Annotated in this window: 33 protein-coding genes; 13 read left to right on the top strand and 20 right to left on the bottom strand. The window is 64.4% G+C overall.

The window, feature by feature from the left end:
- Positions 1 to 32: 32 nt before the first annotated feature.
- The 4 genes from Har1131_RS08145 to gatC are packed head-to-tail and all read right to left on the bottom strand — an operon-like array spanning position 33 to position 3,016.
- Positions 33 to 218 carry a hypothetical protein gene (locus Har1131_RS08145; protein WP_044951910.1) on the bottom strand — a complete coding sequence of 62 codons (186 nt, stop codon included), beginning with the start codon at positions 216 to 218 and terminating at the stop codon, positions 33 to 35.
- A 41-nt stretch (positions 219 to 259) separates the two neighbouring features.
- Positions 260 to 1,405, bottom strand: a complete 1,146-nt coding sequence (locus tag Har1131_RS08140) for a M48 family metallopeptidase (protein WP_151145881.1) — start codon at positions 1,403 to 1,405, stop codon at positions 260 to 262.
- Positions 1,406 to 1,459: 54 nt separating this feature from the next.
- Positions 1,460 to 2,737, bottom strand: coding sequence for an Asp-tRNA(Asn)/Glu-tRNA(Gln) amidotransferase subunit GatA (gene gatA / locus Har1131_RS08135; RefSeq protein ID WP_014040717.1), 1,278 nt, complete (start codon positions 2,735 to 2,737; stop codon positions 1,460 to 1,462).
- Positions 2,738 to 3,016: an Asp-tRNA(Asn)/Glu-tRNA(Gln) amidotransferase subunit GatC gene (gatC, locus tag Har1131_RS08130; protein WP_008313198.1), complete on the bottom strand. Its 279-nt coding sequence runs from the start codon at positions 3,014 to 3,016 to the stop codon at positions 2,738 to 2,740.
- A 224-nt stretch (positions 3,017 to 3,240) separates the two neighbouring features.
- Here gatC and Har1131_RS08125 point away from each other — a divergent pair, with 224 nt between their 5' ends.
- Together Har1131_RS08125 and Har1131_RS08120 are read left to right on the top strand one after the other, a co-directional pair.
- Positions 3,241 to 4,215, top strand: a complete 975-nt coding sequence (locus Har1131_RS08125) for a transcription initiation factor IIB family protein (RefSeq protein WP_008313196.1) — start codon at positions 3,241 to 3,243, stop codon at positions 4,213 to 4,215.
- Positions 4,216 to 4,258: 43 nt separating this feature from the next.
- Positions 4,259 to 4,732 carry an NUDIX hydrolase gene (locus Har1131_RS08120; RefSeq protein ID WP_050036730.1) on the top strand — a complete coding sequence of 158 codons (474 nt, stop codon included), beginning with the start codon at positions 4,259 to 4,261 and terminating at the stop codon, positions 4,730 to 4,732.
- 1 nt (position 4,733) lies between these two features.
- Here the strand turns inward: Har1131_RS08120 and Har1131_RS08115 are convergent, their stop codons facing one another.
- The 6 genes from Har1131_RS08115 to Har1131_RS08090 form a co-directional block, all read right to left on the bottom strand.
- Positions 4,734 to 4,940: a DUF2061 domain-containing protein gene (locus Har1131_RS08115; RefSeq protein WP_050036731.1), complete on the bottom strand. Its 207-nt coding sequence runs from the start codon at positions 4,938 to 4,940 to the stop codon at positions 4,734 to 4,736.
- 148 nt (positions 4,941 to 5,088) lie between these two features.
- The gene (locus tag Har1131_RS08110) at positions 5,089 to 6,183 is read right to left on the bottom strand and encodes an asparagine synthase C-terminal domain-containing protein (protein WP_151145877.1); all 1,095 of its coding nucleotides are present in this window, start codon (positions 6,181 to 6,183) and stop codon (positions 5,089 to 5,091) included.
- On the bottom strand, positions 6,183 to 6,869 hold the full coding sequence (locus Har1131_RS08105) for a PHP domain-containing protein (RefSeq protein ID WP_014040722.1): 687 nt from the start codon (positions 6,867 to 6,869) through the stop codon (positions 6,183 to 6,185). The genes Har1131_RS08110 and Har1131_RS08105 overlap by 1 nt, the downstream gene beginning before the upstream one ends.
- A gap of 248 nt (positions 6,870 to 7,117) precedes the next feature.
- Entirely contained in the window at positions 7,118 to 8,353 is a 1,236-nt protein-coding gene (locus Har1131_RS08100) for a TIGR04347 family pseudo-SAM/SPASM protein (protein ID WP_151103532.1), read from the bottom strand.
- Positions 8,350 to 8,664, bottom strand: a complete 315-nt coding sequence (locus tag Har1131_RS08095) for an Htur_1727 family rSAM-partnered candidate RiPP (protein ID WP_151103533.1) — start codon at positions 8,662 to 8,664, stop codon at positions 8,350 to 8,352. Before Har1131_RS08095 ends, Har1131_RS08100 begins: the two co-directional genes overlap by 4 nt.
- A 348-nt stretch (positions 8,665 to 9,012) precedes the next feature.
- Positions 9,013 to 10,164 carry a multicopper oxidase domain-containing protein gene (locus Har1131_RS08090; protein ID WP_151145874.1) on the bottom strand — a complete coding sequence of 384 codons (1,152 nt, stop codon included), beginning with the start codon at positions 10,162 to 10,164 and terminating at the stop codon, positions 9,013 to 9,015.
- A 211-nt stretch (positions 10,165 to 10,375) separates the two neighbouring features.
- Here Har1131_RS08090 and Har1131_RS08085 point away from each other — a divergent pair, with 211 nt between their 5' ends.
- The 3 genes from Har1131_RS08085 to Har1131_RS08075 all read left to right on the top strand — a co-directional run bounded on the left by Har1131_RS08085 (position 10,376) and on the right by Har1131_RS08075 (position 11,509).
- Positions 10,376 to 10,753, top strand: coding sequence for a helix-turn-helix domain-containing protein (locus Har1131_RS08085; RefSeq protein ID WP_004591803.1), 378 nt, complete (start codon positions 10,376 to 10,378; stop codon positions 10,751 to 10,753).
- A 2-nt stretch (positions 10,754 to 10,755) separates the two neighbouring features.
- Positions 10,756 to 11,055, top strand: coding sequence for a hypothetical protein (locus Har1131_RS08080; RefSeq protein ID WP_014040726.1), 300 nt, complete (start codon positions 10,756 to 10,758; stop codon positions 11,053 to 11,055).
- 157 nt (positions 11,056 to 11,212) lie between these two features.
- Entirely contained in the window at positions 11,213 to 11,509 is a 297-nt protein-coding gene (locus Har1131_RS08075) for a hypothetical protein (RefSeq protein ID WP_023843329.1), read from the top strand.
- Position 11,510: 1 nt separating this feature from the next.
- On the opposite strand, the gene Har1131_RS08070 is transcribed toward Har1131_RS08075, so the two are convergent.
- Positions 11,511 to 12,824, bottom strand: coding sequence for a hypothetical protein (locus tag Har1131_RS08070; RefSeq protein ID WP_151145871.1), 1,314 nt, complete (start codon positions 12,822 to 12,824; stop codon positions 11,511 to 11,513).
- A gap of 89 nt (positions 12,825 to 12,913) precedes the next feature.
- Between Har1131_RS08070 and Har1131_RS08065 the strand changes: the two genes are divergently transcribed.
- Together Har1131_RS08065 and Har1131_RS08060 are read left to right on the top strand one after the other, a co-directional pair.
- Positions 12,914 to 13,198 (top strand): DUF2249 domain-containing protein, encoded by a 285-nt coding sequence (locus Har1131_RS08065; protein ID WP_014040729.1) that lies wholly within the window; start codon positions 12,914 to 12,916, stop codon positions 13,196 to 13,198.
- Positions 13,195 to 13,467, top strand: coding sequence for a glutamyl-tRNA reductase (locus tag Har1131_RS08060; RefSeq protein ID WP_014040730.1), 273 nt, complete (start codon positions 13,195 to 13,197; stop codon positions 13,465 to 13,467). The genes Har1131_RS08065 and Har1131_RS08060 overlap by 4 nt, the downstream gene beginning before the upstream one ends.
- Before the next feature lie 2 nt (positions 13,468 to 13,469).
- Here Har1131_RS08060 and Har1131_RS08055 read toward each other — a convergent pair whose 3' ends face one another.
- On the bottom strand, positions 13,470 to 13,784 hold the full coding sequence (locus Har1131_RS08055) for a cupin domain-containing protein (RefSeq protein WP_014040731.1): 315 nt from the start codon (positions 13,782 to 13,784) through the stop codon (positions 13,470 to 13,472).
- The gene (locus Har1131_RS08050; protein WP_008313171.1) at positions 13,781 to 14,014 is read right to left on the bottom strand and encodes a DUF2249 domain-containing protein; all 234 of its coding nucleotides are present in this window, start codon (positions 14,012 to 14,014) and stop codon (positions 13,781 to 13,783) included. The genes Har1131_RS08055 and Har1131_RS08050 overlap by 4 nt, the downstream gene beginning before the upstream one ends.
- A gap of 89 nt (positions 14,015 to 14,103) precedes the next feature.
- Between Har1131_RS08050 and Har1131_RS08045 the strand changes: the two genes are divergently transcribed.
- Positions 14,104 to 14,640: a hypothetical protein gene (locus Har1131_RS08045; protein WP_008313170.1), complete on the top strand. Its 537-nt coding sequence runs from the start codon at positions 14,104 to 14,106 to the stop codon at positions 14,638 to 14,640.
- 193 nt (positions 14,641 to 14,833) lie between these two features.
- Positions 14,834 to 15,157, top strand: coding sequence for a hypothetical protein (locus tag Har1131_RS08040; protein WP_008313168.1), 324 nt, complete (start codon positions 14,834 to 14,836; stop codon positions 15,155 to 15,157).
- A 23-nt stretch (positions 15,158 to 15,180) separates the two neighbouring features.
- Here the strand turns inward: Har1131_RS08040 and Har1131_RS08035 are convergent, their stop codons facing one another.
- Positions 15,181 to 15,546, bottom strand: a complete 366-nt coding sequence (locus Har1131_RS08035; RefSeq protein ID WP_008313166.1) for a hypothetical protein — start codon at positions 15,544 to 15,546, stop codon at positions 15,181 to 15,183.
- A gap of 329 nt (positions 15,547 to 15,875) precedes the next feature.
- Here Har1131_RS08035 and purL point away from each other — a divergent pair, with 329 nt between their 5' ends.
- Entirely contained in the window at positions 15,876 to 18,041 is a 2,166-nt protein-coding gene (gene purL / locus Har1131_RS08030) for a phosphoribosylformylglycinamidine synthase subunit PurL (protein ID WP_151145868.1), read from the top strand.
- On the opposite strand, the gene Har1131_RS08025 is transcribed toward purL, so the two are convergent.
- From Har1131_RS08025 to Har1131_RS08015, 3 genes are all read right to left on the bottom strand, one after another.
- Complete coding sequence (locus Har1131_RS08025) at positions 18,042 to 19,256, bottom strand: HAMP domain-containing sensor histidine kinase (RefSeq protein ID WP_050036736.1); 1,215 nt, start codon at positions 19,254 to 19,256, stop codon at positions 18,042 to 18,044.
- Positions 19,257 to 19,259: 3 nt separating this feature from the next.
- Positions 19,260 to 20,471 (bottom strand): FIST signal transduction protein, encoded by a 1,212-nt coding sequence (locus Har1131_RS08020; RefSeq protein WP_064287582.1) that lies wholly within the window; start codon positions 20,469 to 20,471, stop codon positions 19,260 to 19,262.
- 93 nt (positions 20,472 to 20,564) lie between these two features.
- A complete protein-coding gene (locus Har1131_RS08015; RefSeq protein ID WP_004591771.1) occupies positions 20,565 to 20,756 on the bottom strand; it encodes a hypothetical protein in 192 nt (63 codons plus the stop codon).
- A gap of 117 nt (positions 20,757 to 20,873) precedes the next feature.
- On the opposite strand from Har1131_RS08015, the gene hisF reads away from it, so the two are divergent.
- Both hisF and Har1131_RS08005 read left to right on the top strand, forming a co-directional pair.
- The gene (gene hisF, locus Har1131_RS08010) at positions 20,874 to 21,689 is read left to right on the top strand and encodes an imidazole glycerol phosphate synthase subunit HisF (protein ID WP_129755313.1); all 816 of its coding nucleotides are present in this window, start codon (positions 20,874 to 20,876) and stop codon (positions 21,687 to 21,689) included.
- Positions 21,690 to 21,986: 297 nt separating this feature from the next.
- Positions 21,987 to 22,835 carry a hypothetical protein gene (locus Har1131_RS08005; RefSeq protein ID WP_050036738.1) on the top strand — a complete coding sequence of 283 codons (849 nt, stop codon included), beginning with the start codon at positions 21,987 to 21,989 and terminating at the stop codon, positions 22,833 to 22,835.
- Between the two features lie 2 nt (positions 22,836 to 22,837).
- On the opposite strand, the gene Har1131_RS08000 is transcribed toward Har1131_RS08005, so the two are convergent.
- The 3 genes from Har1131_RS08000 to Har1131_RS07990 all read right to left on the bottom strand — a co-directional run bounded on the left by Har1131_RS08000 (position 22,838) and on the right by Har1131_RS07990 (position 24,857).
- Positions 22,838 to 23,122, bottom strand: a complete 285-nt coding sequence (locus Har1131_RS08000; protein ID WP_050036739.1) for a DNA-directed RNA polymerase subunit L — start codon at positions 23,120 to 23,122, stop codon at positions 22,838 to 22,840.
- 80 nt (positions 23,123 to 23,202) lie between these two features.
- A complete protein-coding gene (locus Har1131_RS07995) occupies positions 23,203 to 23,514 on the bottom strand; it encodes a C2H2-type zinc finger protein (protein ID WP_129755314.1) in 312 nt (103 codons plus the stop codon).
- Positions 23,511 to 24,857: a hypothetical protein gene (locus Har1131_RS07990; RefSeq protein WP_151103947.1), complete on the bottom strand. Its 1,347-nt coding sequence runs from the start codon at positions 24,855 to 24,857 to the stop codon at positions 23,511 to 23,513. The genes Har1131_RS07995 and Har1131_RS07990 overlap by 4 nt, the downstream gene beginning before the upstream one ends.
- A gap of 159 nt (positions 24,858 to 25,016) precedes the next feature.
- Here Har1131_RS07990 and Har1131_RS07985 point away from each other — a divergent pair, with 159 nt between their 5' ends.
- Positions 25,017 to 25,880 carry a heme-copper oxidase subunit III gene (locus Har1131_RS07985; RefSeq protein WP_008313149.1) on the top strand — a complete coding sequence of 288 codons (864 nt, stop codon included), beginning with the start codon at positions 25,017 to 25,019 and terminating at the stop codon, positions 25,878 to 25,880.
- The last annotated feature ends 40 nt before the right edge of the window (positions 25,881 to 25,920 follow it).

Here is a 25,920-nt window from a genome sequence, read left to right as displayed (position 1 = left end):
CTGTCGCCGGCACAGCGTCTGCGTCGCGTAACTCAGGCCCGCGAGTGCGACCAGCCGATACCGAAAGCGAGCCCGTTGAGTGTGCCAAGCAGTATTCCAAGATAGAAATCCCCCAGTGACACGGCCAGTATCAGGCCGGCCCCGACTCCCAGCGCCAGCCCTTTCAGGACCGTTGGCCAGTGGAGCCAGCTGAGTCGCCCCTCGGCGTCGTCGCTCATACGCTCTCTCGGGTCGCCGGCGAGTAAACTGTACCCATTCGTCACGACTGCCCGCGCCGGTCGAGGGCGGACTGGTGGTCCTCCAGAGCAGCGATGCGGTCAGCGACATCTGGATGCGACCCGGGCAGCAGCCGCTCGGAGACGCTCCGCCAGCGGTGAGCGAGCCGTTCGGCCCGCCCCTCCGGCGGAGTTTGCTCGTCGGACGCAATGGCGTGTGGGATCACACAGAGTTCTCGAACCCCGGTCTCGGCGGTTCGGATGTCTGTGGTCGGACGCTGGTCGTCTGTCAGCGTCTCCAGCGCGCTGGCGAGTGCTGCCGGGGAGCCACAGATGGCGACACCGCCCGCGTCCGCGGCGTACTCCCGAATCCGTGAGAGGAGCCGGTAGCAGGCTGTGCTGGCGAGATACAGCGTCGCCGTGACCGGTATCGCGATGACAGCGAAGAGCAGCATCACGAGGTGAATGTTCCCGCCAGCGACCCACGTCCCGTCCTCGTCGTCGCCGCCGAGGAACCAGTGGAAGAACATCGAGTACTGCAGCGTCTTTCCGAGCGTGCGAGTAAACAGCGCGCTGACGGTCGGGAGGAACGCGGCCGCAGTCATGACGAACGCGTCGCCGTTCTTGAGGTGGGCCAGTTCGTGGGCGATGACGGCGTCGAGTTCCGCGTCGTCGAGCTGGTCGACGAGCGCCGTGGTCACGACCAGCGTCTGTTCGCCGGGCCGGCTGGCGACGTAGCTGTTGGGCGTCTCCGAGTCGATGACTGTCACGTCCGGTGTCGCCATATCCGCCGTCTGTGCCAGCCGAGCCACCCGCTCTCGGAGGTGGTCGGCGGTTTCGCTACGCCGTATCTTCGCCCGCATCGCGTCGACAGATTCAGGATTGGACGCCCTAGATTCGGTCGCAGTTGTTCCGGAATCCCGGAGCGTCATCCGGTAGCCGTAGATGGACTGGACGGCGAGCACGAGCGGCGTCCCGACGAGGACGACGGGCCACAGCGGCACGATATCGAACCCCATCGTCCAGAACAGCGTCCCGGTATCGTAGCCGACCAGCGGCAGGAGACCGAACGCGACGTGGCCCAGCACGTACGCGACGGCGACAGCCACGGCGTCGAAGGCGACGAGCACCACGACGAGCGCGAGGAGACGTGCGCGGAGGGACCACGTAGTGGACGGGCGGGGAGCCATAATTGTTCGTTCGTTATGACGAACAAAAAGCGTACGGGAGGGTCCGGCCCTGCCTCAGGCCAGCGCGCTGCCGGCCCGAATTATTTCGCGTTCACCAAACGCCGGGCCGACCAGTTGCAGCCCCACAGGTAGCCCGTCGTCGGTTTCGCCGGCGGGGACGGAGACGGCCGGGAGGTTCGCGAGGTTCACCGGGGTCGTGTTGGCGTCGGCCAGATACATCGTGAGCGGGTCGTCCAAACTCTCGCCGCGTTTCATCGGCGGCACGGGCATCGTGGGTGAGGCGAGCACGTCGGCGTCCTCAAGCGCCTCATCGAAGTCCTGTTTGACCCACGCGCGGGCGTCCTGCGCCTTCTTGTAGTACTTGTCGTGGTAGCCCGCCGAGAGGGCGTAGGTTCCGAGGAGAATCCGACGCTTGACCTCCTCGCCGAAGCCTTCCTCACGGGCGTTCGCGAACGACTCGTTCCAGTTGCCGTCGTAGCCGCCGGACTGCCCGTACCGGACGCCGTCGAACCGCGCGAGGTTCGAGGAGGCCTCGGACATCGCGATGACGTAGTACGCCTCGACAGCGTGTTCGACGGAGGGGAGGTCGACCTCGTGGTAGCTCGCACCCTGTGCTTCGAGGTCGTCCATCGCCGCCCAGAACGTCTCGACGACGTCCTCGTCGGCCCCGTCCAGCAGTTCCGTCGGAACGCCGATAGAGAGTCCGTCGACGTCGCCGTCGGCGGCCGCCGCGTAGGAGCCGTCGCTCTCGGGCGCTTCCTGCGTCGTCGCGTCGTGTTCGTCCGGCCCGGCGATGACATCCAGCAGTTCCGCAGCGCCCTCAACAGACGGCGCGATGGGGCCGATCTGTTCGAGGCTGTTGGCGTAGGCGACGAGGCCGTATCGGGAAACCAGCCCGTAGGTCGGCTTGATACCGACGACGCCACAGAAGGCGGCCGGACAGCGGATAGAGCCGCCGGTGTCACTCCCCAGCGCGAGGTCGGCGTCGCCGGCGGCGACGACAGCGGCCGAGCCACCGGAGGAACCGCCCGGCACCCGGCCCTCGGCGACGGGGTTCTCAACGGGCCCGAACGCCGACGTCTCGGTGGTCGTCCCCATCCCGAACTCGTCCATGTTCGTCTTGCCGGGGATGGTCGCGCCGGCGTCTTTCAGGCGCTCGACGACCGTTGCGTCGTACGGCGGGACGTAGTCTTCGAGCATCGCCGAACCGCAGGTCGTCCGGACGCCCTCGGTGGAGATGTTGTCCTTGACCGCGACGGTCTTGTCCGCCAGCGGGCCGTCGTCCGCGCCCTCGATGGTCTCGTCGGTGATGTAGCCGTTGTACGCCGTCATCTACGACACCTTCGGCCCTTTGAACTGCCCTTCTTCGGTATCACTGGCGTTCCGGAGCGCGTCCTCCTGCGAGAGGCTCTCGCGTGTCTCGTCGGGGCGCATCACGTTCGAGAGGTCAGCCTCCCGTTCTGTCTCTGGGACGTCGTCGAGCGCTTCGAACGCGTCGAGGATGTCGCCAAACTGCTCGGTGAACCGCTCGATCTCGTCGTCTGCGAGGTCGACACGGGCGAGGTCGGCGACGTGCCGGACCTCCTCGGGATCGACGGCGGGGTCGCTCATGTCGGGCCGGAGTGCTGGATGCGCGGTAAGCGTTTCGAAACACCGGGCAGATATATAGCATAGTTAATAATTGTGGAAGCGAATACACAAGAATTGCCAACTCTTGTTTCCCCTTCGGAAAATTGGACTTCTGAAACGGACAAAAGTTTTAAGTCGCCGTAGATACAACAGTAGGCTACAACACGTTTTTCGGGTACGATACCCGGTTGTCCCACCCCCAACAAATGACCGATACCAGCATCCGCCGATACTCGAACGAGCGCGAGACGGAGACAGAGCAGACGGACGAAGAGGAGTCGGAGACGCTCGTCTGTCCGGAGTGTAACGGGTCGTTACTGTCCGACAGCGAGCGCGGTGAAACGGTGTGTGAGGACTGTGGGCTGGTCGTCGAGGAGGACGAGATCGACCCCGGTCCCGAGTGGCGCGCGTTCGATTCGAAGGAGAAAGACGAGAAATCCCGTGTCGGTGCGCCGACGACGAACATGATGCACGACAAGGGCCTCTCGACCAACATCGGCTGGCAGGACAAGGACGCGTACGGCAATTCCCTGTCCTCGCGCCAGCGCGAGAAGATGCAGCGACTGCGCACCTGGAACGAGCGGTTCCGTACCCGCGACTCCAAGGAGCGCAACCTCAAACAGGCCCTCGGCGAAATCGACCGCATGGCGAGTGCCCTCGGACTGCCCGAGAACGTCCGCGAGACGGCCAGCGTCATCTACCGTCGCGCACTGGACGAGGACCTGCTGCCCGGCCGCTCCATCGAAGGCGTCTCGACGGCGTCGCTGTACGCCGCCGCGCGACAGGCCGGGACGCCGCGGTCGCTCGATGAGATTGCCGGCGTTTCCCGCGTCGAGAAAGACGAAATCGCCCGGACCTATCGTTACGTGGTCCGCGAACTCAGCCTCGAAATCCAGCCGGCAGACCCCGAGAGCTACGTCCCGCGGTTCGCGTCGGACCTCGACCTCTCCGAGGAGGTCGAACGGCGCGCCCGCCAGCTGCTCCAGAACGCCAAGCAAGAGGGCGTCCACTCCGGGAAGTCGCCGGTCGGCCTCGCCGCCGCTGCGGTGTACGCCGCCTCGCTGCTCACCAACGAGAAGGTAACTCAGAGCGAGGTCAGCGAAGTGGCCAATATCTCCGAGGTCACCATCCGCAACCGCTACCACGAACTGCTGGAAGCTGAGGACAACATCCACCCGTAACCGGTATCGTAACCTAAACCACCGACTGTGCCGTGCCGTCGGTATGGAAACTACTCGGCATTTTGTCGCAACCGTCTACGTCGTTAGCGAGGGTTGTGTCGCGCTCCACGAACACAGTAAGCTCGACATGTGGCTGCCCGCCGGCGGCCACATCGACCGCGACGAACTCCCCCACGAGGCCGCGCTCCGCGAGACGCGCGAGGAACTGGGCCTCGACGTGGCCCTCATTGCCCCACAGCAGGACATCGAAAGCGAAACGGTCCAGTCGATGCCCCAGCCACAGCACTTCTTGCTTGAGGATATCAACGTCAACGCCGAAGGCGAGGTCGGCCACCAACACATCGACTTCATCTTCTACGGCCGGGCGGATACCCGCGATATCGCGCCGGGGCCGGGCGAACAGCCGGCCGAGGACTGGGAATGGTTCTCTGCTAATGACCTACAGAATCGGAGCGATGAACTCCCGGCAGACGTCCTCGAGGTCGGCCAGCAGGCAATCGGTGCTGTCGGCGAGTGACTTACGCCTCACTGACTCCCCAGTCGATGTTCGCCCAGAGTCGTTCCCACACGTAGTACAGGACTGTCTTAGCAGCCGCCGCTGAAAGCCCGATTTTCGCAGACGACCCGAGTTCACCGGTAAACAGGAAGGCGATGCCGAACACGACGCTGGTCGCGAATAGTCGGTAGCTCACGGCTTTGACGACTGACCGCCGGTGTTGTGTCATTACGGCCCACCCCACTGTACTGCCAGGGATTCGCTGGGGCGGCGTTCACATCGAACACCTATCATTCGAGAACAACTATCGACGCCGCACACTAAAACCTAATTACATATTATTATTCACGGGGCTGACTGCAAGGACACCGCCCGTGTCATTCCACGAGCGACTCGACGTACTGCGTGACGTGGTCGTCCATCCGGCGCTTGTAGCCGGCCTGTCGGGCCAGACGGTCCAGTTCCCGGGCGGCGAGTGAGCCGTACTGTGCGGCCTTCTTGTCCCGGTTTGCGATCTCGTCGGGGAGTGATCCGCGCGCTGCCGCCCGGAGCGCGACCTTCCGCGTCTCGCCGTCCACGAGCAGCTCGCCGTCCAGTCGGAGCGCGGCCTCGACAACGCGGTCGTGTAACAGCGGTGTCACCGGCTCGACGCCGGCGGCCCGCAGTGCGAGCACGTCCCGCTCCAACTGGTCGGGGAGCGAGCCGATGACCTCCCGCTGTGCCCCGCGGACGGTGTCGGCTTCTACGCGGGGGTCCTCGGGGGCCTTTGCGACTTTTGCGTAGCCACCGAACAGCTCGTCGGCTCCCTGGCCGAGCGCCAGCCGGTCGAAGCCGTCGGCGGCGACCCGTTCCGCGGCGAGATACAGCGGGAGCGCAATTTGGACCGCCATGGCGTTGGTTCGACCGGTGGCGTGTGCGATTTCGGGGACCGCCCGCTCGATAGCCTCGTGAGTCAGTTCGACCACACGGACCTCGGTCCTCAGCAGGTCGGCGGCCGACCGAGCGGCCTCAACGTCGTGACTGTCCGGGAAGCCCGCGACGTACAGCGGCGCGTCGAGACGAGCCGCGAGCAGCGCCGAGTCCACACCGCCTGAGAACGCGATAGCGAGAGAATCAGTGTCGACGGCGTCGATGCTCGTCTCGACAGCCTCGCGAACCCGATTGATGGCTGTCTCGCGGTCGCTGAACGGGTCGGGCGACGGGAGCGACCACCGCTGCCGGGTCCCGTTGTCGTCCCGAATATGACCGGCGGGGAACAACCGCGGATCGGCCAGCGCGGTCGGGTCGCGGCTCCACTGCCCGGGGTCGAGAGGCTCCCCGTCAGAAACAGTCCGCTCCACGAACAGCGGGTATCGCCCGAGAACGTCCCGGAGGAGCGTTCCGTCCAGTTCGCCCGCGAACCCGCCGCTTCCCGGCAGCGCGTCGCCGCTGTCGAGGGCGTCGGCGACGGTATCTGGGTCAGCTCCCTGCATCACTGCAGTAGTTCCGCAATGCCGTTCTTGACGCGTCGCTTCGCCCCGCCGGCGGCCTGCCGGAAGCTAATCCGCCACGGCGTCCGCTTGCCCTCGACAGTCGTCTCGCCCTGGCGGATGGCGTCGAGAATCGCGTCGGCCGTTCGTTCGTCCGTGCCGACGTTGGTGACTGCCTGCCCGACCATCTCCGCGATGTGGGCGTCACTGCCGGCGGTCATCGGCAACCCGTTGCGACGGGCGAACCGCTCGGCCTGCCGGTTCGACCGTCCGGTCAACAGCCGCGAGTTGTACACTTCGATAGCATCGGCGGTCGCAAGTTCGGCCTTCGAGATGTGTTCCAGCACGCCGTGGCGGGACTCCTGAAACGGGTGTGGGACGACTGCGAGTCCCCCCTGATCGCGAATGCGGTCGAGCGTCTCCTCGAACGGAAGGTGTGGCGGAATCGCCTCCTGAATCCCCAGAGCGAGGACGTGTCCGGCGGCACATGTGACCTCCATCCCGGGAATCCCGACGAGGCCGTACTCCGGGGCGAGTTCGGCCGCCCGGAGGCTGGCGTCGATTTCGTCGTGGTCAGTCACGGCCAGCGCGTCCAGTCCGACGGCGCTGGCTTGCTCTAAGAGGAGCTCGACCGGGTCCCGGCCGTCGTACGACAGCGACGAGTGCGCGTGTAGCTCAACCGACTGCACAGGTATCGATAACGGGGGGCAGGGCAAAAACGCCCCGGTCCGCCCCCGTTCTCACAGAGAACAAACCGGCCGCCGTGTCCAAGGCGGCCGAGTGCCCGAAGAACGCCCATCTGTCCCACGAGACTGAGCGTGTGCTTCCCGACGATACGACCGTCAATCGACGGTCGCATGTTGCAATTACTGGTGTGCAGGAATGAGTGAGCCCCCTCAGCTTGGTGGGGATTAAAATGGGGTTAGACGCTGCCGACTCAGTCGGCCGAGCTCCCGCTCGCCACCGAGCGCTCACCGGTGTCGAACGGCGGCGACCCGTGGATCTCCTCGTCTTCCAGGTAACACTGCGGGTCCGGGGCGAACAGGTCGTCTTCCACGGTGAGCGCCCGGAGCCGGGAGGCCCCGCGGCAGACCTCGGCGTAGCGGCAGTCGGCGCATTTCCCCGTGAGGTGCTCTTCGCGGTTGCGGAGTGCCGTCAGAAGCGGGTTCGACTCGTCCTCCCAGATAGCGCCGAACGAGCGGTCGCGGACGTTCCCCAGCGAGTACCCCTGCCAGAACTGCGTGAGGTGGACGTTGCCCTGATAGTCCACGTCGGCGACGCGTTCGCCGGTCGGGTCCCCGCCGTTGACCCGCAGGTACTCGTACACCCGCTGGGCCTGTGCGTCGCTCATGTGCTCGCGGGCGTACTCGACGAGGTAGGCCGCGTCGGCGTAGTTCCCGACCAGCAGCGTCTCGATCTCCTCGCCGCGGTCGTGGTACTCGCGAGTCATGTCACAGACTCGCTTCACCGCCTGCCGGCGGTCCTCGGGCGTGAGATCGGCGTCGACAATCTCGGTCCCGCGGCCGCCGTAGTCCAGGTGGTAGAAGCAGAAGCGGTCCACGCCCACGTCAGTCAGCAGGTCGACGACGCCCTCCAGGTCCGCGGCGTTGCGCTCGGTTATCGTGTACCGGAGTCCGGTCTTCAGGCCCGCGTCGAGGCAGTTCTCTATCCCCTGAACCGCGCCCTCGAACGCGCCGTCGACCCCGCGGAAGTCGTCGTTTCGCTCCGGCAGCCCGTCGACTGAGACGCCAGCGTATTTCAGCCCGGCGTCCTTGAGCGACCGGGCGCGCTCTTCGGTGATGAGCGTCCCGTTGGTCGAAAGCACCGGTCGGACGCCGACCTCGTTCGCGTAGGCGACCAGTTCTTCGAGGTCCTGCCGGACGAGCGGCTCGCCGCCGGAGAACAGCACCACCGGCGCGCCGTAGTCGGCCAGGTCATCGAGCAGCGCTTTCCCCTCCGCGGTCGAGAGCTCCCCGTCGGCGATTTCGGTGTCGGCGGCAGCATAGCAGTGATCACAGTAGAGGTTGCACTGCTTGGTGACGTTCCAGACGACGACGGGCCGGCGCTGCTTCTCGTCCCGGATCTGGCGTTTGGTCGACTCGTTGGCCGCGTCGTACCGGAGGCCGTCCCCCTCAGCGTCGAGGTCACAGAGCAGTTTCGAGACCGAAATCATCGGTTTTCACCCCGGAGCGTCTCCGACTCCATCTCGTCGACGCTCATAGTGGCGTCGTCCCCCGCGTTCCCCGTTCCGAGCGTCGCCTCGTCCGTCTGGTAGCGGCGGGTCTTGTCGGCGGGACACAACCACAGTGTGACGGCCGTCCGCGCGAACAGCGACGCTGCCTGCTCTCTGGCGATGTCGGCGGACGGCGCGCTGACACTGCCGACGTGGGTGAGCGGGTCCGCCGTGTCCTCGCGGACGAACACCTCCCACTCGCGACTCGTTGCGCCGCGCGGGGCGTCTACCTCGTGGTCGAACTCTTCCATACCCCTCTGTTAGACTCCCCAAGAAAAACGGGACTAGCGTGTTCTCAGCTACTGGGAACCACTCGGTCAACGGCGTTTCAGTTCGATTGGAATACAGCGTTTGCCGTCCAGACGCTGGGCGGGAGCTGTGCAAGCACAGAGTGAGACTGGAGGATAGCGGTCACAGTCGAGTTGCTCGTGGCTGCCGGAAGTGGTCGCAATAGCCGAACTCCGAATTTTGGTATAGCAGTATCTGATTTACTAACGGGTCGTGCCTGCGTGGCTTAAAAGGAAAGTCTGCTATTCGAATGTAGCCGAGATGTCCCGCGAAAAGACCAATCAACTCACGCAGCCTATCGAAACGCCGTCTTACGCTTCGTAGCCGGCGTAGTCCATCAGCTGTTTGAAGATGTCGGTGTCCATCGCCTCCTTGTAGACGACACCGGTGATCATCCCACCGGGGTAGGAGGTCCCGTTCATCGCGTGGCTGACCTTGTGACAGTGCGCGAGGTAGATGCCGGGGTCGGCGTCGGCCTCGAACTCGATAGTGTGCCGACCGGCGGGCGGGATGCTGGTGATGTCCTGGTCGTGGCGGGCGGCTTCCGGAATCTTCCCGCCGTCCTTGTGGGTCACCTGGAACCGGTGGTTGTGAATGTGCATCGGGTGGTCCATGTACCCGTTATTACACATGTGGATACGCACCGTGTCGCCCTGCTCGACGATGATCGGCGAGCCGTCCTCGGGATGCAGCGTCCGCGGCGCGGACTTGCCGTTGACCGTGAACGTATCGGGGCGACGGTTGCGAACATCGTAGCTGGCGTCCATGCCGGCCATCTGACGGTTGAGTCGGGAGTCCCACTCCTTCAGCGTCATGAAGTACTCCTTGTCGGCCGGTTCGTAGCCCTTCGGGTCGACGCGGAAGATGCCGTACATCCCCATGTCGATGTGGCGGTGAGTCTGGTAGTGGCAGTGATAGAGATGCGTGCCCGTCACGTTCGCGGGGATCGTGTAGGTGTGCTTCTCGCCGGGGTCGATGCGGATGCCCGTGGTCGTCGGGACGCCGTCGTCTTCCCACTGCTTCTGGACGGCGTGGAAGTGGACCGTATGCGGGCGCATGCCGTCCGTGTTGTCGAACGTAACCTCCATGTCCTCGCCCTCCGTCGTCCGGAGAATCGGGCCCGGGACGCTCGGTTCGCCGTCGTCGGCTTTGAACGCCCACACCTTCGGGAGTTCGACGGGGCCGCCCATCGACTCGCCGGGATGGGCCTCGTGTTTGGCCGGGACGGAGGAGAGCGTCACTTCACCACCTTGCTCGTCGACGTTGACGATTTCCGGGGGCGACGTCGTCGGGAGGTCGCTGTCTGACTGTGCCGGGGTCGTGCCGGTGTCGACTGACTCTTCGGTTGGAACCTCACCCGGGGCGGTACAGCCCGCAAGCGCGACCGTGCCACCGAGGCCGGAGGCTTTCACGAAGTCACGACGGGAGATGCCCGATCCGGGTGCGCCGATCTGGTCTTCCATAAGCAACTGGGGCTAAGACACCACAGTATAAACCCCCAAAGCCAGTTCTCAGGCCGGCAGAACCGTTCTCAGTTACTGGGAACCGGGGCACGGTTACAGATAAGTCCCCCATATATTGCGTGCTGTGTGGCGGAAACGTCGGCTGTATCGGGCGGTAAGCGCTCCCAAGTCGGTTACATTAAACGTCTTGGGCGGGCAGTGTCGAGCAAGGATGGTCCGGGACCCCTTCGCTGACGAGGAGACGCCGGAGTTACAGACGGTCCTCGACGCACTCGACGACGAGGACTGTCGCGCCATTGTCAGCGTACTGGAGGAACCGTTGACGGCGAGCGAGATATCCGACCGGAGCGGCGTACCGCTATCGACGACCTACCGAAAGCTCGAACTACTGACCGAGTCCTCGTTGCTGTACGAGGGCGTCGAAGTCCGGTCGGACGGCCAACACGCGAGCCGATACGCGATCGACTTTGAGGAGGTCGTCATCAGTCTCGACGAGGAACTGTCGCTCACCGTCGACATCTCACACCGCGCTCGGACGCCGGACCAACGGCTCGAAAACCTCTGGTCCGAGGTGCGAAAGGAGACATAACCATGGTACACATTCCAAGTTCACAGGTCGGCATCGTCGTCTCGAAGACACTGATCCTCATTCTTGGCGGACTGATTACGTACTACTCGTATCAGGCGTACAGCCGGACGAAAAGCCCCCAGCACAAGTGGCTCACCTACGGGTTCGGTGTGGTGACCCTTGGCGCATTTATTGGTGGCGTTCTCGATATCGTTGTCGGCAGGTATCTCGGTCAGCAACTGCTCTCCGTGAGCGTCTTCACGTCGAGTTCACTGACGGCCATCGGCCTGGGTATCATCCTGTACTCGCTGTACGTTCGGTAGTGACCACGCGACGTACCCGCGCAGCAATCTCGTCGCCTCTCGCTTCTCGATTTCGGCCGGAGCGGGCAACTGGTCCGTATCGTGTCGTGACACTGGTATTCTCACCGACTGGAAACGCTACGGACGGTATATTTATCAGGACGTGTCAATCAGAGCCATGCTTGGAGCGAACGCAGTGTTGTTAATCGGGATGAAGACAGTCACGCTGTTCTGCGGTGTGATACTGACGACGTTGACATACCGCGCATACCGCCGCACTCGGGCACCGGCGATGCGAGCGCTCTGTCTCGGTATCGGGTTCGTCACACTGGGTGCAATACTCGGCGGCAGCCTCCACCAGTTCGTCGGCATGCCGGTCGCACAGAGCGTCACTGTCGAAGAACTGTTCACCGCTGCTGGGTTCTTTATTCTGACCTACTCGGTGTATACTGACCAGCCGACCACGACGAACTGAGTTACGGGTCCTCGGCGGGCGTGCGTCCACGACCGGTCAGGAGTGTTGGTAGCGATTGCGGGCTGTGTTCGACGAGGACGGCGACGAGGTTCCCCGCGAACAGGACAGTCCCGAAAAACGCGAGCGCCCCGGCGACTAACGCCGTGCTGTCCGGTGTCTCGAGCCACTGATTGCTCACGAGGAGGCCGTACGCAACTGTCAGCGCCACACCATCTATTGCCGCGATTCGGTGGTCGTACAGGTCATCGACCATCGGCACGTCCTCGAAGCCGAGGCGGTCGCTGTACCGGTGGACCCAGACGATAAACGGGACGACGTGATACAGCGTCCCGAGGACGACGAAGCCGACGCCGCCGACGAGCAGCACCGTCGACGGCTGACCGAGCAGCCCGGCGTACGCCAGCGGGTCGTTCCACCACGCGAACACCGTCAGTCCGGCCCAGAGAAACAGCGACAGCGCTGCGACGCTGTATCGGGTCAACATCGGGGACCACTCGACACGCGCCCCGACGAGCTGTCGCGCCAAGAGCACCGCCACCACGCCAAGGCCAGCAGCGACGAGAACTGCGCCGAACCGGGCCAGAACGGGTGACCCAACTAGGCGACCGCCGGCGAGCGCAAGAACGCCGAACGGATAGACGGCCGTCTCCGCCCGCTGGACCGCTGCATCGACCCTGCCTGTGTCGGCCTGCGTGAACATCGGGGCGAGCTGTGCCAGTGCACCCGCGACAGTCGTCAGGACAGCACCGAACACGGCGAGTGTCCCGTGGGCCAGCAAGAGCCCCTGCCGGCCGATTCCCAAAATCGGGAGGACGCCGGCAGCGTGATCCAGCGCCAACACTATCCCGGCGGCCGTCACGAGGGCGAAAAACACCAGTGCCCAGCCGAAATGAATCGCCGTGACGTCGGGCTCCGCAGCGAGTAGCGTCCGTCCGATGTTGTAACAGAGCGTCCAGACGCCGATCAGCGCGAACGCGCCGGCGACCGGTAGCAGGGCAGGAGTCGCTGTCAGGAAGCCAGCGGCCAGACCCGCGAACCCGACCGCAGCGAGTGGTAACTGCGCTGCAGCGAGGCGGCGCGAGTGGAGTTCGATGCCACACCAGACCGGGACGAACTGCGTCAGTGCGCCCATGATGGTGAGACAGACCCACCCCGCGAGCAGGAGGTGGACCTGTGCGAGGTGGCCAGCACGGCCCTCGACGACGCCGACGGTGACACCGGCGACCAGAAACGCCAGCGCGACGACGAAATGACGCAGCGGGACCGTCATCGGCGGGGCGGCGTCTGCGTCCACGTCGGCAGGTATTCCGCTCATTGCTGTGTAGTACGACCTTGTCCCTGCTGGCAATGTGGCCGAATATGTTCGGGGAAAGGGTCGGCCCGTTCACAACCGAACGCGAACACATGACGTCGAACCACCAGCCAACAGAGCAAATCGCGGCCCTGATTTCGGAAACTGGTGCGCCCGGTGACGCGCCGACGGAACGCCTCGATGTGCAGTCGCTGGGGCCGCCAAAGCCGCTCAAGCAGACACTAGAGCGGCTTGCGGACCTTGACGACGACATCGTCCTCGTCCAGTTCAACGACCGCGCCCCACAGCACCTCTACCCGAAACTCGAGGACAGAGGATACGAGTACGAAAGTGTTGAGACCGACGACGCGACAGTGACAGTCATCTGGCACAGATGAATCAGAACACGGAGCCGCCTGTCGACGTCGAAGAAGCGATCGCTCGTATCGACAGCCGTGGTGCGAAGATTCAGCGGGAGCAACTCGAACGGACGCTGTCACAGCTACAGCAGGACGGTGAACTGACGGCTGACCAGCAGCTTGCGGTCGAAAAACTGAGCGAACGGCTCGTCGACCGATTGCTCGCCGTCCCCCGGGCAACTCTACAGGACGCGGCGAGGAGTGCGGACGACGAGCGGATCGAAACCGCGATTTCCCTGTTCGAGTGAGCCTACTCCGACGACGCCAAAACGAGCAGTGCCTCGCTGTCCGCCGTTGCGGCGGGGGAGATGTCCTGGTCACCGTCGAACCGGACGACGTCGCCGGGAGAGAGCGACACCGTCTCGTCGCCGAGCGTCAGGTCCACGGCGCCCGAACGGAGGAGGAACACGATGTCCCGACCGGGATGCTTGTGGGCCGGAATCGACTCGCCCGCATCGAGTGTCAACCGGATGGTCTTTGGCTCCCCGTCGAACAACCTCGTCCGGCCGTCCCCGTCGCCGTCGAGCGTTGCTCGCTCCGTTTCTGTGACGGTAGATTCGCTCATTGTTTCGGAAGGTCGGCGACGAACTTCTGTGGGCCGTCCTGCTCGCACCGATAATTCGCCGCGTCGAACGCCTCGACCTCGGCTTGCATCTCGTAGAACAGCGGCTTTGGCTCGTGATCGTTGATAATCCGAAGCGTCTCCCCTGAGGACAGCGCCTCGAAGGAGTCGTGTATCTTCGAGTGTCGCTCCGGCGGCGGCGTCTCGCGCAGGTCGAGTGTGGTTGCTGGCATCACCTGAGCGTTCGCCGGGCGTCGGTGAGGGGGTTCCCCCGAACACGTTCGGGAGTAGGTCCTGATGGATGCCGCCCGTTCGATTCAGTATGAGCCTTCTCTCCGGCCTCCGTGGCGGCTCAGACGTCGGGTTCGATAGCTACGGGACGTTCGTTCCCGAACACAACCCTGACCCCGGCCCGTTCCTGTCTGAGACAGCAGTACTGACCGGCACCGACCACGCCGCGTTCCACCGACTCACGATGGACCTGTTCGACGAGCGCGGCGTGTACGACATGACTTTCGGGTACAACCTCGCACGGCTGAACCTCGACCATCGGCACCCGGACGCGGGCTTCCGCTACGGCCGTGAGACGGACGACAGGAGCGTGTTGCGAGCCGAGTTCACGCCGACGACCGAGTTCTGCCCCCAGAGCGACACGCTGACTGTCGGCGCGTTTCGCGCCTGGAACGGGCTGTCGGACCGCCACGAGTACGACCTTGTCCGCGTCCGCGTGAGCCCTGGCCACCACCAGAGTACGAGTATCAACGACAAACTCCAGCAACTCGAAACGCGGTACCGGAAAACCGGTGAACTCCGGACGGACGATGCGGACGAATCGTCCGACGAGAGCGTGCCGTTCTGACGGCTGAGTACATGGAAAACGTTATACGGTTTGCTGGGCGACATATCGTAAGCTGAGCCGACTGGGTGGGATATCGGTGGCTTGGTGGGATAGTGGAGGGTCCCTCCACGACAGAAAGCAACAACCTATCAAAAAACGATGGTATCGGAGTACTTACAGTGCGGCGTCGCGGCCCGCCGGAGGCGGAGCCGAGATGGATAGCGATATCTTTCGGGATGCGGACGGAACCTACAACAAGCGGCTTCTGGGACTGGTCCTTCTCGTTTTACTCGCCGTCGTCGGTGCTGGCGTTGGGACCCTCGGTCTCACCGACAACAGCGACGCGACTTCTGAGCCCGCCACCGAGATGACGCCAAGCCCGACGGAGTCGACACCGGACGGAACTGACGCCACTTCGACCGAAAGCGGCGGCAGTGCCTCCCCACCGCCGAGCGCGCTCCTGTCCGAAACTCCGACAGAGACTCCGGCTAACAACCAGTCGGACGGGACCACCGCGGGCAACGCGACGGCTGAATAGTCCGGCAGTAAAACGGCGGTTCCTCAGGAAAACAGCAGATTGAGGTTGAACCCGGTCACGGCGAGCCCCATCACTGTCAGAAGCACCGGCGGACCGTAGTAGAGCAACGGGTCTTCTTCGAGCACGCCGCCCCAGATGCTCACGCCGAGACAGCAGTATATCACGAGGAGTTTGAGGCCGAGGAAGCCGCCGCCGCCGAACGACTGGATCGCCCACCGGATCGCGGGATTCGCCTCGGTGAACGTCGGCACGAAATAGACGATGGCGATGGTGGTAACCACGTCCCCGACGCCGTAGGTCGCCAGCGCCACCGCCCACACGCTGGAGAAGGACCGGCCGGAGAAAGAACTCCCTTCCAGCGTCAGCCAGTCACCGTCGGCAGCACCCATACTGCATTCGGGTATGGCTAGCGGCCATATATACTGCGAGGGCCAGTTATCTGATTTGAAAAGGAGAGAGATATGGGCTCTCCAGAGATTTTGAGGTAATTGTACGCGGGATAGCTATTCTAAAGACCAATATTGTCCCTCCTGAAAGTCCATAGCCGATGCCGGTGCCCACTCGTATTCAGCTGTGAGTCTCAGCTATGGACGGTGTGTCGGGTTGTTGAACAGGCGCTCGCCTCGACAGGTGCGAGTTGTGTGCTGCCGGACGTTCGCGTCCTGCCAGCGCGGGTGCATGGAAAGGGACTTATCTTGTGGGCGGCCACGAGGAGGTAATGAGCCTGTCCGACGCGGACCACGAACTCGTGGTCGAGGAGATCGGTCGGGAGCCGACACGGGCGGAGGCCGCTCTCTTCGAGAACCTCTGGAGCGAACACTGCGCGTATCGCTCCTCTCGCCCCCTGCTGTCGGCGTTCGACTCCGAAGGCGATCAGGTCGTCATCGGCCCCGGCGACGACGCAGCCGTCGTCTCCCTGCCGTCCCACGGCGACGGCGAGGAGATGTACATCACGATGGGCGTCGAGTCCCACAACCACCCGTCCTACGTCGACCCGTTCGACGGGGCAGCGACCGGCGTGGGCGGGATCGTCCGCGACACGCTGTCGATGGGGGCCTACCCCATCGCGCTGGCTGACTGTCTGTACTTCGGCGATTTCGACCGTGAGCACTCCCGCTATCTCTTCGAGGGCGTCGTCGAGGGCATCTCCCACTACGGGAACTGCATCGGCGTCCCGACAGTGGCCGGCAGCGTCGCCTTCCACGACGACTACGAGGGGAACCCGCTCGTGAACGTGTCCTGTATCGGCCTGCTGGAGCCCGAGCGGACCATCACCGCCGAGGCCCAGAAGCCGGGCAACAAGCTCGTTCTCGTCGGCAACGCGACGGGGCGAGACGGGCTCGGCGGGGCGTCCTTCGCCAGCGAGGACCTCGCGGAGGACGCTGAAACGGAGGACCGACCGGCCGTGCAGGTCGGCGACCCGTACTCGGAGAAGCTACTCGTCGAGTGCAACGAGGCGCTGCTGGACGAGGAACTCGTCGAGTCGGCCCGCGACCTTGGGGCCGCTGGCCTCGGCGGCGCGTCGTCCGAACTGGTCGCCAAGGGCGGCCTCGGTGCACGTATCGAACTCGACCGCGTCCACCAGCGTGAACCGAACATGAACGCCATGGAGATTCTCCTCGCAGAGAGCCAGGAGCGGATGGTGTACGAGGTCGCGCCGGAGAACGTCGACCGCGTGGCCGAACTCGCCGAGCGATACGACCTCGGCTGTTCGGTCATCGGCGAACTCACCGAGCCGGGCACGAACTACGTCTGCACGTTCGAGGACGAGACGGTCGTCGACGTGGACGCGGAGTTCCTCGGTGAGGGCGCGCCGATGAACGACCTGCCCAGCGACGCGCCGCCGAGAGAGGAACGAGACCTGCCAACGGTCGCGCTGGAGGAAGCCTTCGAGGAGATCGTCAGCAGCCCGAACTGCGCCTCGAAGCGGTGGGTGTACCGCCAGTACGACCACGAGGTGCAGGTCCGCACGAGCGTCCTGCCCGGCGACGACGCCGCACTGCTCGCCATCCGTGAGGCCGGGACCGGACTGGCGTTCTCTGCCGGCGCGGACCCCAACTGGACCGACGCCGCGCCGTACGAAGGTGCACGCGCCGTCGCGCTGGAAAACGCCACGAACGTCGCCGCGAAGGGCGCGACACCCCATGCGGCTGTGGACTGTCTGAACGGCGGCAACCCCGAGAAGCCTGACGTGTACGGCGGCTTCAAAGGCATTGTCGACGGCCTGGCGGACATGTGCAGCGACCTTGACGTGCCGGTGGTCGGGGGGAACGTCTCCTTGTACAACGATTCCCAGGACGGACCGATTCCCCCCACACCGACGCTCGCGCTGGTCGGCGTCAAGGAGGGCTACGATGCCCCGCCGCTGTCGCTGTCCGGCGAGGGAACGCTCGTCGTCGTCGGTGACACCGCGCTGGAAGGCGAGGCCGACCCGCGACTCGGCGGCTCCGAGTACACCGCGCAGTTCGGCGGGACCGACCGCTTCCCCGCCCTCCCGGCGGACTCAACGGACGTTGTCGAGACGATTGTCGAGGTCGCCGACGCCGACCACGTACTGGCGAGCCACGACGTGAGCCACGGCGGCCTCGCGGTAACGCTGGCCGAGATGGTCCACGAGGACGCCGGTGCGTCGGTCGGAATCGGGACCACCGAGCACGGTACCCCGGCTCGACTCCTGTTCAACGAGCGGCCCGGCCGGGTCGTGTTCGAGACGACCGACCCGGCGGCGGTCCGGGAGGCCTTCGACGGCGTCGCCCCAGTGACGGAACTGGGCGAGGCGAACGACTCGAACGGACTCGATATTACGGTCAACGACGAGACGATGGCGTACAACGCTGCGGACATCGCCGACCTGCGGTCGGTCATCGAAGACGAACTGGCCTGATTACCAGCGGACATCGAACCGCGCACCGCCCCTCTCGCTCTCCGAGACTGCGACCGACCAGCCGTGCGCTTCGGCGATGCTCTGAACGATCGACAGGCCGAACCCTGTCCCGTCCGAGTTCGTCGAGTAGCCGTGTTCGAACACTAGCTCACGGTCGTCCGGTGAAATGCCGGGGCCGTCGTCGGCGATGGAGAACCCGTTCTCATGTGTCTCGGGCGCGGAAACGACGACGGTGCATTCCGCGCCCGCGTGCTCGATGGCGTTCCGGTAGAGATTCTCGAATAGCTGCTGGAGGCGCTCGGCGTCCGCCTCGATGGTCGCGTCGGTTTCGATGGTAAGCGTTGCGTCCCCGGTTTCGACCTGTTGCCACGCGTCGGCTGCGACGGCTTCGATGGAGACGCTCGTGGTCTCTCCGACGACCCGCCCCTGACGAGCGAGCGTCAGCGTGTCATCGAGGATCCGTGCCATCCGCTCGTGTGCCGCGGCGACCTCCTGTAACCCCTCCCGAACAGCCGCATCCTCGATGTCGCCGAGCAGGAGGTGGGTGCGGCCGGATGCGACGTTCAACGGGTTCCGAAGGTCGTGGCTGACGATACTGACAAACTCGTCAAGCCGCTCGTTCTGGTGTTTCAGCTGTTGTTCGCGGCGCTTCCGTTCAGTGATGTCGGTGTATATCCCGTACCCTTCCAGCTGGCTGCTGTCACGGGTGACGATGGTACTCCGGAACAGGTAGGTCCGTATCTCGCCTGATGCAGTCGTCCGCCTGACCTCTTGCTCCGACTGGCCGGTCTGTTCCCACCAGTCTGCCCTGATGACTTCGGAGTCGGCTCCGGGCGGCGCGAGGAGTGTCCGAAGCTCCGTTCCGACTGCATCCGTCTGGTCGTAGCCGAACGTGTCCGCGAACGCTTCGTTGATCGACTTGACGTACGGTTCTCGCTGCTCAAACTCGACGACGACAGCCGGGTTTGGGATGTTCCCCAGGAGCGCGTCAAACCGTTCCTGTGCCGCCAGCTGCACGCGGAGTTCACTCGCGACGAGTGCGACGTATCCCTCGTTGTTGTGCTGGATTATATCACAGATATCCTGTGCATCCGTGTCGTCTATCTCCGTGTCGCCACTGATACCCAGGTCAGCCATCGCGTCGTCGACGATAGCCGACGCCTTCTCGATGCCGACCGTTTCTGCGAACTTTGAGACGAGTCCTGTTCGATTCATCTGTTACTCCGGCAGTGCAAAGAGCACCGTTGTCGTGTTGTGAAAGCCACTGAGTTGTCCGGCCTGCATACACAGCTCTCCGTACGTCTCAAACCCAGCAACTGGGGCCGACAGGGTCGATGTGATACCATCGACAGTCGCCGAAAACGCGTCGTCGAAGAGAATCTGACGACACGCGCAGTCGTAGACGAACGCGCCAGCGATGGGACCGTCACACAGCGAGACAGCGTCGGCAGCAGCCTGTTCGGCGGACGCGATCTGGTCAGCTTTGTTGCCATGCATTACGCGGAGGACAGTTCCCTCCGGAATATCGACGGCAAACTGCAGTGCGCCAGTCTCTTCAATCGCAGTCCGGGGCCAGCGGATCTTGTAGGTTTCACCCTGGTCGATACCGAACAGGTATTCGACCATGAGCTTCCTGAGCGCCGCTGACCCGACTGGGACGTCGTCGACGGCTACCCCCGATGTCTCCACAGCGTGGTCTCGAACAGCGTCTTTCCATACCGCAAACGCTGGTTCACCGTCGAGTTCGTGAACCACGTTCCCGGAGACCTCGGTTACCTCCCACGGCTCTGAGATGGGGCTGTGGCCGTGATTGACGGTAATGATCGGACGCTTTTCGCCGGAGACGAGTACGATAACGACTGCGTCGTCGACAACCGACTCATCGCAAAACACTGGTGTCGACTCCATCCGGAGACCGTCAGACGCTGCCCCACCTGCGAATTCGACATAGGGGCCAAGCCGTCGCTGGACTGACAGCGACAACTGTTCACCGACGCCCGACAGCCCGTCGTGGAGGACGATCGCTGACTGGTAGGGTTCCTCGATATCTTCGGGAAGCGCTCGGACAGCATCTCTGACAGCCCCACGGGTGTTCTCGCTGAGACCGGCGGCAAGGGCCGTATCGAACCGGAACGAATCACTGGTAACGAGCGTGACGGCCACGCCGGCATCCATCGTTCGCTCTTCAGTGAACGTTCCGCCAGCCGTGCAGCCGACAACGGCTGTCTCGTCGTCGACGAGCGCATTCACGCCCGCCAGAACGGCTTCGGGGTCGAACCCAGAGCTGGCAAACACCTGACAGAAGTCCACCCGCTCGGCGTCCAGTCGGTCACGAGCAGCGCTGGTCGCCTCTCGGCCAGCGCGCGTCCCAGCGGTCGCCACTGACGTTCCCGTTGCGACCGCTGTACTCGCGCCTGACTGGGGCGACATTGTACAACAGTTATTCGCGCGGAAACCTATATACTCTCCCCAGAAGTATCAGAAATGATATCCCTGGCGGCCGACGTGGTCATACCGACCTGCTCAGGCCAGCGCCAGCGCGATACCGAACGTAAGCACCAGTCCGACCAGCAGGACGCCGAGCCCTGTCCCGACCTGCGACATGGTGAACGGGCTCTGTGGGGCCGTCGACCGAAGCGGCGGTTCTCGCGCGGGCAGTTCGACGTGTTCGGGGTCGTAATCCGGCCGGTCCTCCTCGTGGTGGTCGTCTGCCATAAGCGGTGGTTCTGGTGCGTCGTACGTGTAGCTGTCGGATTGTCACTGCGTGCTCGGCCAGACACTTGCACCAGTCGAAACGGTCAAACGGCGTTGCGTCGAACCCACAGGTATCGAATGACGCTCACGAAACGGATCATCCCCTGTATCGACGTCGACGTGGACGAGAACGGGGACGCGGCGGTGTACACGGGAGTCAACTTCGAAGACCTGGAGTACACCGGCGACCCGGTAGAGATGGCCAAGGCCTACAACGAGTCCGGCGCCGACGAGTTCGTCTTCCTGGACATCACCGCCTCCGCCGAGGGCCGCGAGACGATGCTCGATACAGTGTCGGCCGTGGCCGACGAGGTGTTCATCCCGCTGACCGTCGGCGGGGGTATCCGCACTCGTGACGACATCAAAGAGACGCTGCGGGCCGGTGCGGACAAGGTGTCGATCAACTCCGGCGCTATCGCCGAACCCGACCTGATCAACGAGGGCGCGGCGGCCTTCGGGAGCCAGTGTATCGTCATCTCCGTCGACGCTCGCCGTCGCTTCGATTCGGAAGGTGAGCACTACACCGAGGTCAACGGCGAGTCCTGCTGGTTCGAATGCACCGTCAAGGGCGGCCGCGAAGGGACCGGACTGGACGTCGTCGAGTGGGCCACAGAGGCCGAAGAGCGCGGCGCCGGCGAATTGTTCGTCAACTCCATCGACGCCGACGGAACCAAGGACGGCTACGATATCCCGCTGATGCAGGCCGTCTGTGACACCGTCTCGACCCCGGTCATCGCCTCTTCGGGCTGTGGTAGCCCCGCTGATATGGAGGAAGTGTTCGTCGACGCCGGCGCGGACGCCGGACTGGCGGCCTCTATCTTCCACTTCGGCGAGTACTCCATCGAGGAGACGAAAGAGTATCTGGACAGCAAGGGGATTCCGGTCCGACTGTAACGCATCTCCGACTTAGGGTAGCAATATTAAATACCCACTCCTGTCATTATCTCTGTATGACGCAGTTCTTCTGTCGCCTCGGATGCCTCGATTTTCCCCGCGTCTCGGCGTTCGATATCGGTTCTCGCTGTCAGCGGTCACGCCCACCCCAGTCCCTGGAAGCAGGCGTCAACGGGGTCGAACGGCCCCGATGAGTCAGCCTGTGACCGAGCGACCGTGGGGGAACGTCTCCCCGGAACCGCAGCACTGTGGCCTGGCATCGGGCAGGTTTTATTCGCCCAACACGGAGAATCAACAATGAAATGGCGGTGTGAATGGTGTGGCAAACCCCACGAGGAGGACGACCCGCCGTGTGACAACTGCGGGCACGGTTCCTTCGAGGAGGCCGTGACGCAGGTCAACGAAGCGGTCGTCGAGGGCGGGCCCAGATGGGTCTGTCTGGACTGCGGTCGCCAGCACCAGAAGAACTCCCCGCCGTGCAAACGCTGTGGCGGGAGTAACTTCGAGCGGCGGACGGGGCCGCCGGAGGACGATCCGCTCGATGAGATACAGACCGGCTGGCTGGACGTGCTCGAAACGAAGTACGCGATCGGCTACGCCGCCGTGGCACTGCTGCTCGGCCTCATCGTGCTCGCTGCTGTGGGCGGTATCACGTTGCCGGGCTTTGCCGCCGAAACTCCCACCGGCCCACCGTCGATCGCGTCCCCTGCCGGCAGCGGCGACACCGTCGACTCGCTCTCGCTCGCCGAGGTCGAGGACACCTACGTCGACGTGTACAACGTCCGGCGGTCGGGCGTCGGCGGTGGAACGGTCTCGCGGAACGCGACCATCGACGACGCCGCGGCCTACTACAACAAGGGCCGCGTCGATGCGCGATACGACAACGCGGAGCGGCCCACGCGAGAGGGAGTATCCCGGTTCCCGCTCCCCTGTGACCGCCCAGTCGTGGTCAGCTACGAGGTGGCCTACGACCGGACGCCACAGTCACTCGACCAGTTCGAGAACGAGACAGCGCTGGCGACCGCGCTCGTCGACAGTTACATCGAGCGAGGTAACAGGCTTCGGACGTCGGACGCCGGACTGATCGGCCTCGATATCCACGTCGGTCCGGACGAACGCGTGTTCGTCACGTACGTACTCTGTTAGAACTACGCGGCGGCTTCGAACGCGTCAGTGAAGTTGTCCGCCTTCTCGATGACGGCGTCAGTCCCGTCTTCGAGAGCTTCGAGCGCGTCGACGCCATCCTCAGTTTTGATGGTCAGGACCGGGTCCGTCTGGCCACCGGACTGTTCCGGGTTCACGTCGTAGGTCGCCGCCGTGACGCCTTCTGTCTCCAGTAGCGCCCCCTTGATGACGTTCATGAACGTGTGGTCCTCACCGGCGATTTCGATAGAGAGTTCCGTGTCGGATTTGTCGATAACGCGAAGGTCCATACCCACTGTTTGGTCGCCTCCGACCCATCAACGCTTCGCTTCCCGCCCGTTGTCGGTGCGGTCACCAGGCCGAGTGGAGCTCACACGAGCGCGTAGATCATCAGGAGACCGAAGTAGATGAGCACAAGCGCGCCCAGCGCCTGGAGTCGGAACGTCGAAAGCGACTCCTCCTCGTCGTCGTGAGCCGCCCGGAAGGCCTCGATCTCCGCGTCGTCGAGTTCGTTGGGATGGGCCAGACCGCGGTGGAGCGCGAGCCATGACTCGCGGGCGAACGGCCGGCCGCAGTACGCACAGGTGTAGGCCGTGGCGTCGGCCGGGACGTCGTAGGCTGCTCCGTCATCGGTGCTTGTCGCTGCCGTATCAGCCGCCGTCTGGGTTGCTGTGTCAGTCATAGATGGGGGAGTGCCACCTCCGGCTGAGAGACGACCCAGAGGCTTGTCATCGTGTAGAACACCATGACCGCGATGAAGGGGTACTGCGACCGAATCGCCTGTAGTCGTGCGGGAAACAGGTCGTACGCGGCGGCGTGGGCCACCCAGATAGCGACCAGATGACCGACGATGACCGACGCGAGCGCAATCGCGCCGAACCAATCCGGTAGTTCGATGGTCGGCACTACTGCCGGGTCCGCGAACGGCGACGTGAGCACGACGGCCAGCGAAGGTGCGAGTACGAGGAAGTACCCGAGGTAGTGCGCGAAGTGGTAGCCGACGGCGATCGCGATAAGCGGCGGCGCGAACCGCTGTGCGAGCACTGCCGGAGCCAGATACGTGTCCGACATATCACGGGAGAGCCGGACCGCGAGTCGATACACGCCGAGGAAGCCGGCGAAGCCGATCCCGAGCGCGACCGGATACAGGAAATGCGGCGGGACGCCGGCGTCGACGAGTGGTGTCGTCAGGTCCCGCCAGGCCGGCGTCGTGACCAGCCCGTCGTAGGTCGTGACCCACAGCAGGGCGACCACGAACGCCACCTCGTCGGGGCCGTCGACCAGCCGCGGCGTCGAGAGGTCCATTCCGGGGAGCCGAAGTCGGAGTCCCCCCTCGTCGCGGCCGATGGGCGCAAAGCGACCGTAGTAGCGGAACACCCGCTCCACCGGGTCGGCGTGAGCGAACCAGTCCTCGGGTCCGAACACGAGCGCGCCCGCGAGCGTCAGCACCGAGTAGCCGGCGACGACCGACGCGAGCAGTCGCGGCTGGTCGGCGAGCGGGCTGACCACCTCAACCCACACCAGCACGAGCAGACCGCCGACAGCGGGCCACGACCCGACGCGGGCGGGGTAGGTGCGGTCGAGCGTCGGGAGGAGGTCGGCGAGCGTCTTGAACGGATTGAGCGTCGCCCAGGCGTTGCCCAGGAGGTATGTCGTCATCGCCAGCCCGGCCCACCAGCCGACCCAGACGAGCAGTATCGCGAGGTTCGTCCGGGCGTTCGTCGGTCCGAGGAAGCCGACGACGAACACCGCGGCGAGTCCGGCGAGCCCGAGGAGTTGGCCGGCGAGCTTTAGGACACGCTCGTAGTCGCCCGACAGCGGCCGCCCCCAGTCGTGGATGCGCTCGACGAACGCCCGGTCGGTGACGAACGAGGCCAGCAGGAACGACGCGCCGACGGCCGCACCACCGGTACTCAGGAAGAGCCACGTCGGTATCGTCAGCGATTCGCGCCCGCCGCCGGCGAGACTGCCGCCGTGTGCGCTCGCTGTTCCCGTCGCGGCCAGCCAGCCCAGCCCACACACCACCAGCGCGACCGTACGACGCCTCCCAGATGTCATCGTCGGCAGTTGGGCCTTCGCCCCCGTGTAGCTTCCGGGATGCCGGCGGGCCATTCAGAGACGGAACCGGACCAATCCGCAGTGAATTGGATGGGCTTTTAGTATTCCGTTCGCAAGGGCCCTAGTATGAGTGTCTCCGATGAACACGCGGACGACGGGCACGGGGAGCACCACCTCCCGGCGACGGAGGACTGGCCCCACGGGTTCGGCGAGGCCAGCTGGTGGCCCTTTGTGACGGCGATCGGTGGTTCGGGCATCTACGTCAGCGCGGCCCTGCTCGTGCTTTCGATGGGCGAGAACGCACTTGTCAGCCAGACGGTCGGGGCGGGAGCGATGGCCGGGAGTGTCGGCCTCTTCCTCGTCGGCATCTACGGCTGGCTGTACCACGCCTTCGTCTCGGACTTCTGGGAGCGCGGGACGGACTACCACTCAGACAAGACGCTGAAGTTCGCCATGCTCCTGTTCCTCGGGAGCGAAATCGCCACCTTCGGCGCTGGCTTCGTGTACTACTTCATCGTGCGTGGCGGCGAAGTCTGGGCGCAGGCGGCAGTGCCAGAGGTGTTCGGCTCGCTGGTGATCGTCAACACGCTGATTCTGATCGCCAGCTCGGTGACGCTTCACTACAGCCACATCGCGCTCCGGAACGGAAACCGAAGCCGGTTCCTGAAGCTGCTGGGCGCGACGCTGCTGCTGGGCATCGTCTTCATCGGCGGGCAGGTGTACGAGTACTACGAGTTCATCGTGCACAAGGGCTTCAGCATCGGTGGCGGCATCTACGGCTCCGCCTTCTACGGTCTGACGGGACTCCACGGCCTCCACGTCACGATGGGGGCCGTGCTTCTGGGTATCGTCTTCGTCCGCGCGTACTACGGTCAGTACTCGGCTGAACGGCACACCTCCGTCTCGACAGCGTCGATGTACTGGCACTTCGTCGACATCGTCTGGATCTTCCTCGTCGTCGTGCTCTACATGGGCGCGAACCTGGTGTAGATCGCCGACGAGTTTTAGACGGCCGACACTCGTTTCACAC

It is taken from the genome of Haloarcula sp. CBA1131 (genome assembly GCF_008728975.1).
In the GTDB taxonomy this organism is placed as follows: Archaea; Halobacteriota; Halobacteria; order Halobacteriales; family Haloarculaceae; genus Haloarcula; species Haloarcula hispanica.
This window is presented reverse-complemented; position numbering and strand designations above follow the sequence as displayed.

Coding starts and splice junctions, on each gene's coding strand:
- Har1131_RS08145 (WP_044951910.1), bottom strand. CDS start 218: ATGAGCGACGACGCCGAGGGGCGACTCAGCTGGCTCCACTGGCCAACG.
- Har1131_RS08140 (WP_151145881.1), bottom strand. CDS start 1,405: ATGGCTCCCCGCCCGTCCACTACGTGGTCCCTCCGCGCACGTCTCCTC.
- gatA (WP_014040717.1), bottom strand. CDS start 2,737: ATGACGGCGTACAACGGCTACATCACCGACGAGACCATCGAGGGCGCG.
- gatC (WP_008313198.1), bottom strand. CDS start 3,016: ATGAGCGACCCCGCCGTCGATCCCGAGGAGGTCCGGCACGTCGCCGAC.
- Har1131_RS08125 (WP_008313196.1), top strand. CDS start 3,241: ATGACCGATACCAGCATCCGCCGATACTCGAACGAGCGCGAGACGGAG.
- Har1131_RS08120 (WP_050036730.1), top strand. CDS start 4,259: ATGGAAACTACTCGGCATTTTGTCGCAACCGTCTACGTCGTTAGCGAG.
- Har1131_RS08115 (WP_050036731.1), bottom strand. CDS start 4,940: ATGACACAACACCGGCGGTCAGTCGTCAAAGCCGTGAGCTACCGACTA.
- Har1131_RS08110 (WP_151145877.1), bottom strand. CDS start 6,183: ATGCAGGGAGCTGACCCAGATACCGTCGCCGACGCCCTCGACAGCGGC.
- Har1131_RS08100 (WP_151103532.1), bottom strand. CDS start 8,353: ATGATTTCGGTCTCGAAACTGCTCTGTGACCTCGACGCTGAGGGGGAC.
- Har1131_RS08095 (WP_151103533.1), bottom strand. CDS start 8,664: ATGGAAGAGTTCGACCACGAGGTAGACGCCCCGCGCGGCGCAACGAGT.
- Har1131_RS08090 (WP_151145874.1), bottom strand. CDS start 10,164: ATGGAAGACCAGATCGGCGCACCCGGATCGGGCATCTCCCGTCGTGAC.
- Har1131_RS08085 (WP_004591803.1), top strand. CDS start 10,376: ATGGTCCGGGACCCCTTCGCTGACGAGGAGACGCCGGAGTTACAGACG.
- Har1131_RS08080 (WP_014040726.1), top strand. CDS start 10,756: ATGGTACACATTCCAAGTTCACAGGTCGGCATCGTCGTCTCGAAGACA.
- Har1131_RS08075 (WP_023843329.1), top strand. CDS start 11,213: ATGCTTGGAGCGAACGCAGTGTTGTTAATCGGGATGAAGACAGTCACG.
- Har1131_RS08070 (WP_151145871.1), bottom strand. CDS start 12,824: ATGAGCGGAATACCTGCCGACGTGGACGCAGACGCCGCCCCGCCGATG.
- Har1131_RS08065 (WP_014040729.1), top strand. CDS start 12,914: ATGACGTCGAACCACCAGCCAACAGAGCAAATCGCGGCCCTGATTTCG.
- Har1131_RS08060 (WP_014040730.1), top strand. CDS start 13,195: ATGAATCAGAACACGGAGCCGCCTGTCGACGTCGAAGAAGCGATCGCT.
- Har1131_RS08055 (WP_014040731.1), bottom strand. CDS start 13,784: ATGAGCGAATCTACCGTCACAGAAACGGAGCGAGCAACGCTCGACGGC.
- Har1131_RS08050 (WP_008313171.1), bottom strand. CDS start 14,014: ATGCCAGCAACCACACTCGACCTGCGCGAGACGCCGCCGCCGGAGCGA.
- Har1131_RS08045 (WP_008313170.1), top strand. CDS start 14,104: ATGAGCCTTCTCTCCGGCCTCCGTGGCGGCTCAGACGTCGGGTTCGAT.
- Har1131_RS08040 (WP_008313168.1), top strand. CDS start 14,834: ATGGATAGCGATATCTTTCGGGATGCGGACGGAACCTACAACAAGCGG.
- Har1131_RS08035 (WP_008313166.1), bottom strand. CDS start 15,546: ATGGGTGCTGCCGACGGTGACTGGCTGACGCTGGAAGGGAGTTCTTTC.
- purL (WP_151145868.1), top strand. CDS start 15,876: ATGAGCCTGTCCGACGCGGACCACGAACTCGTGGTCGAGGAGATCGGT.
- Har1131_RS08025 (WP_050036736.1), bottom strand. CDS start 19,256: ATGAATCGAACAGGACTCGTCTCAAAGTTCGCAGAAACGGTCGGCATC.
- Har1131_RS08020 (WP_064287582.1), bottom strand. CDS start 20,471: ATGTCGCCCCAGTCAGGCGCGAGTACAGCGGTCGCAACGGGAACGTCA.
- Har1131_RS08015 (WP_004591771.1), bottom strand. CDS start 20,756: ATGGCAGACGACCACCACGAGGAGGACCGGCCGGATTACGACCCCGAA.
- hisF (WP_129755313.1), top strand. CDS start 20,874: ATGACGCTCACGAAACGGATCATCCCCTGTATCGACGTCGACGTGGAC.
- Har1131_RS08005 (WP_050036738.1), top strand. CDS start 21,987: ATGAAATGGCGGTGTGAATGGTGTGGCAAACCCCACGAGGAGGACGAC.
- Har1131_RS08000 (WP_050036739.1), bottom strand. CDS start 23,122: ATGGACCTTCGCGTTATCGACAAATCCGACACGGAACTCTCTATCGAA.
- Har1131_RS07995 (WP_129755314.1), bottom strand. CDS start 23,514: ATGACTGACACAGCAACCCAGACGGCGGCTGATACGGCAGCGACAAGC.
- Har1131_RS07985 (WP_008313149.1), top strand. CDS start 25,017: ATGAGTGTCTCCGATGAACACGCGGACGACGGGCACGGGGAGCACCAC.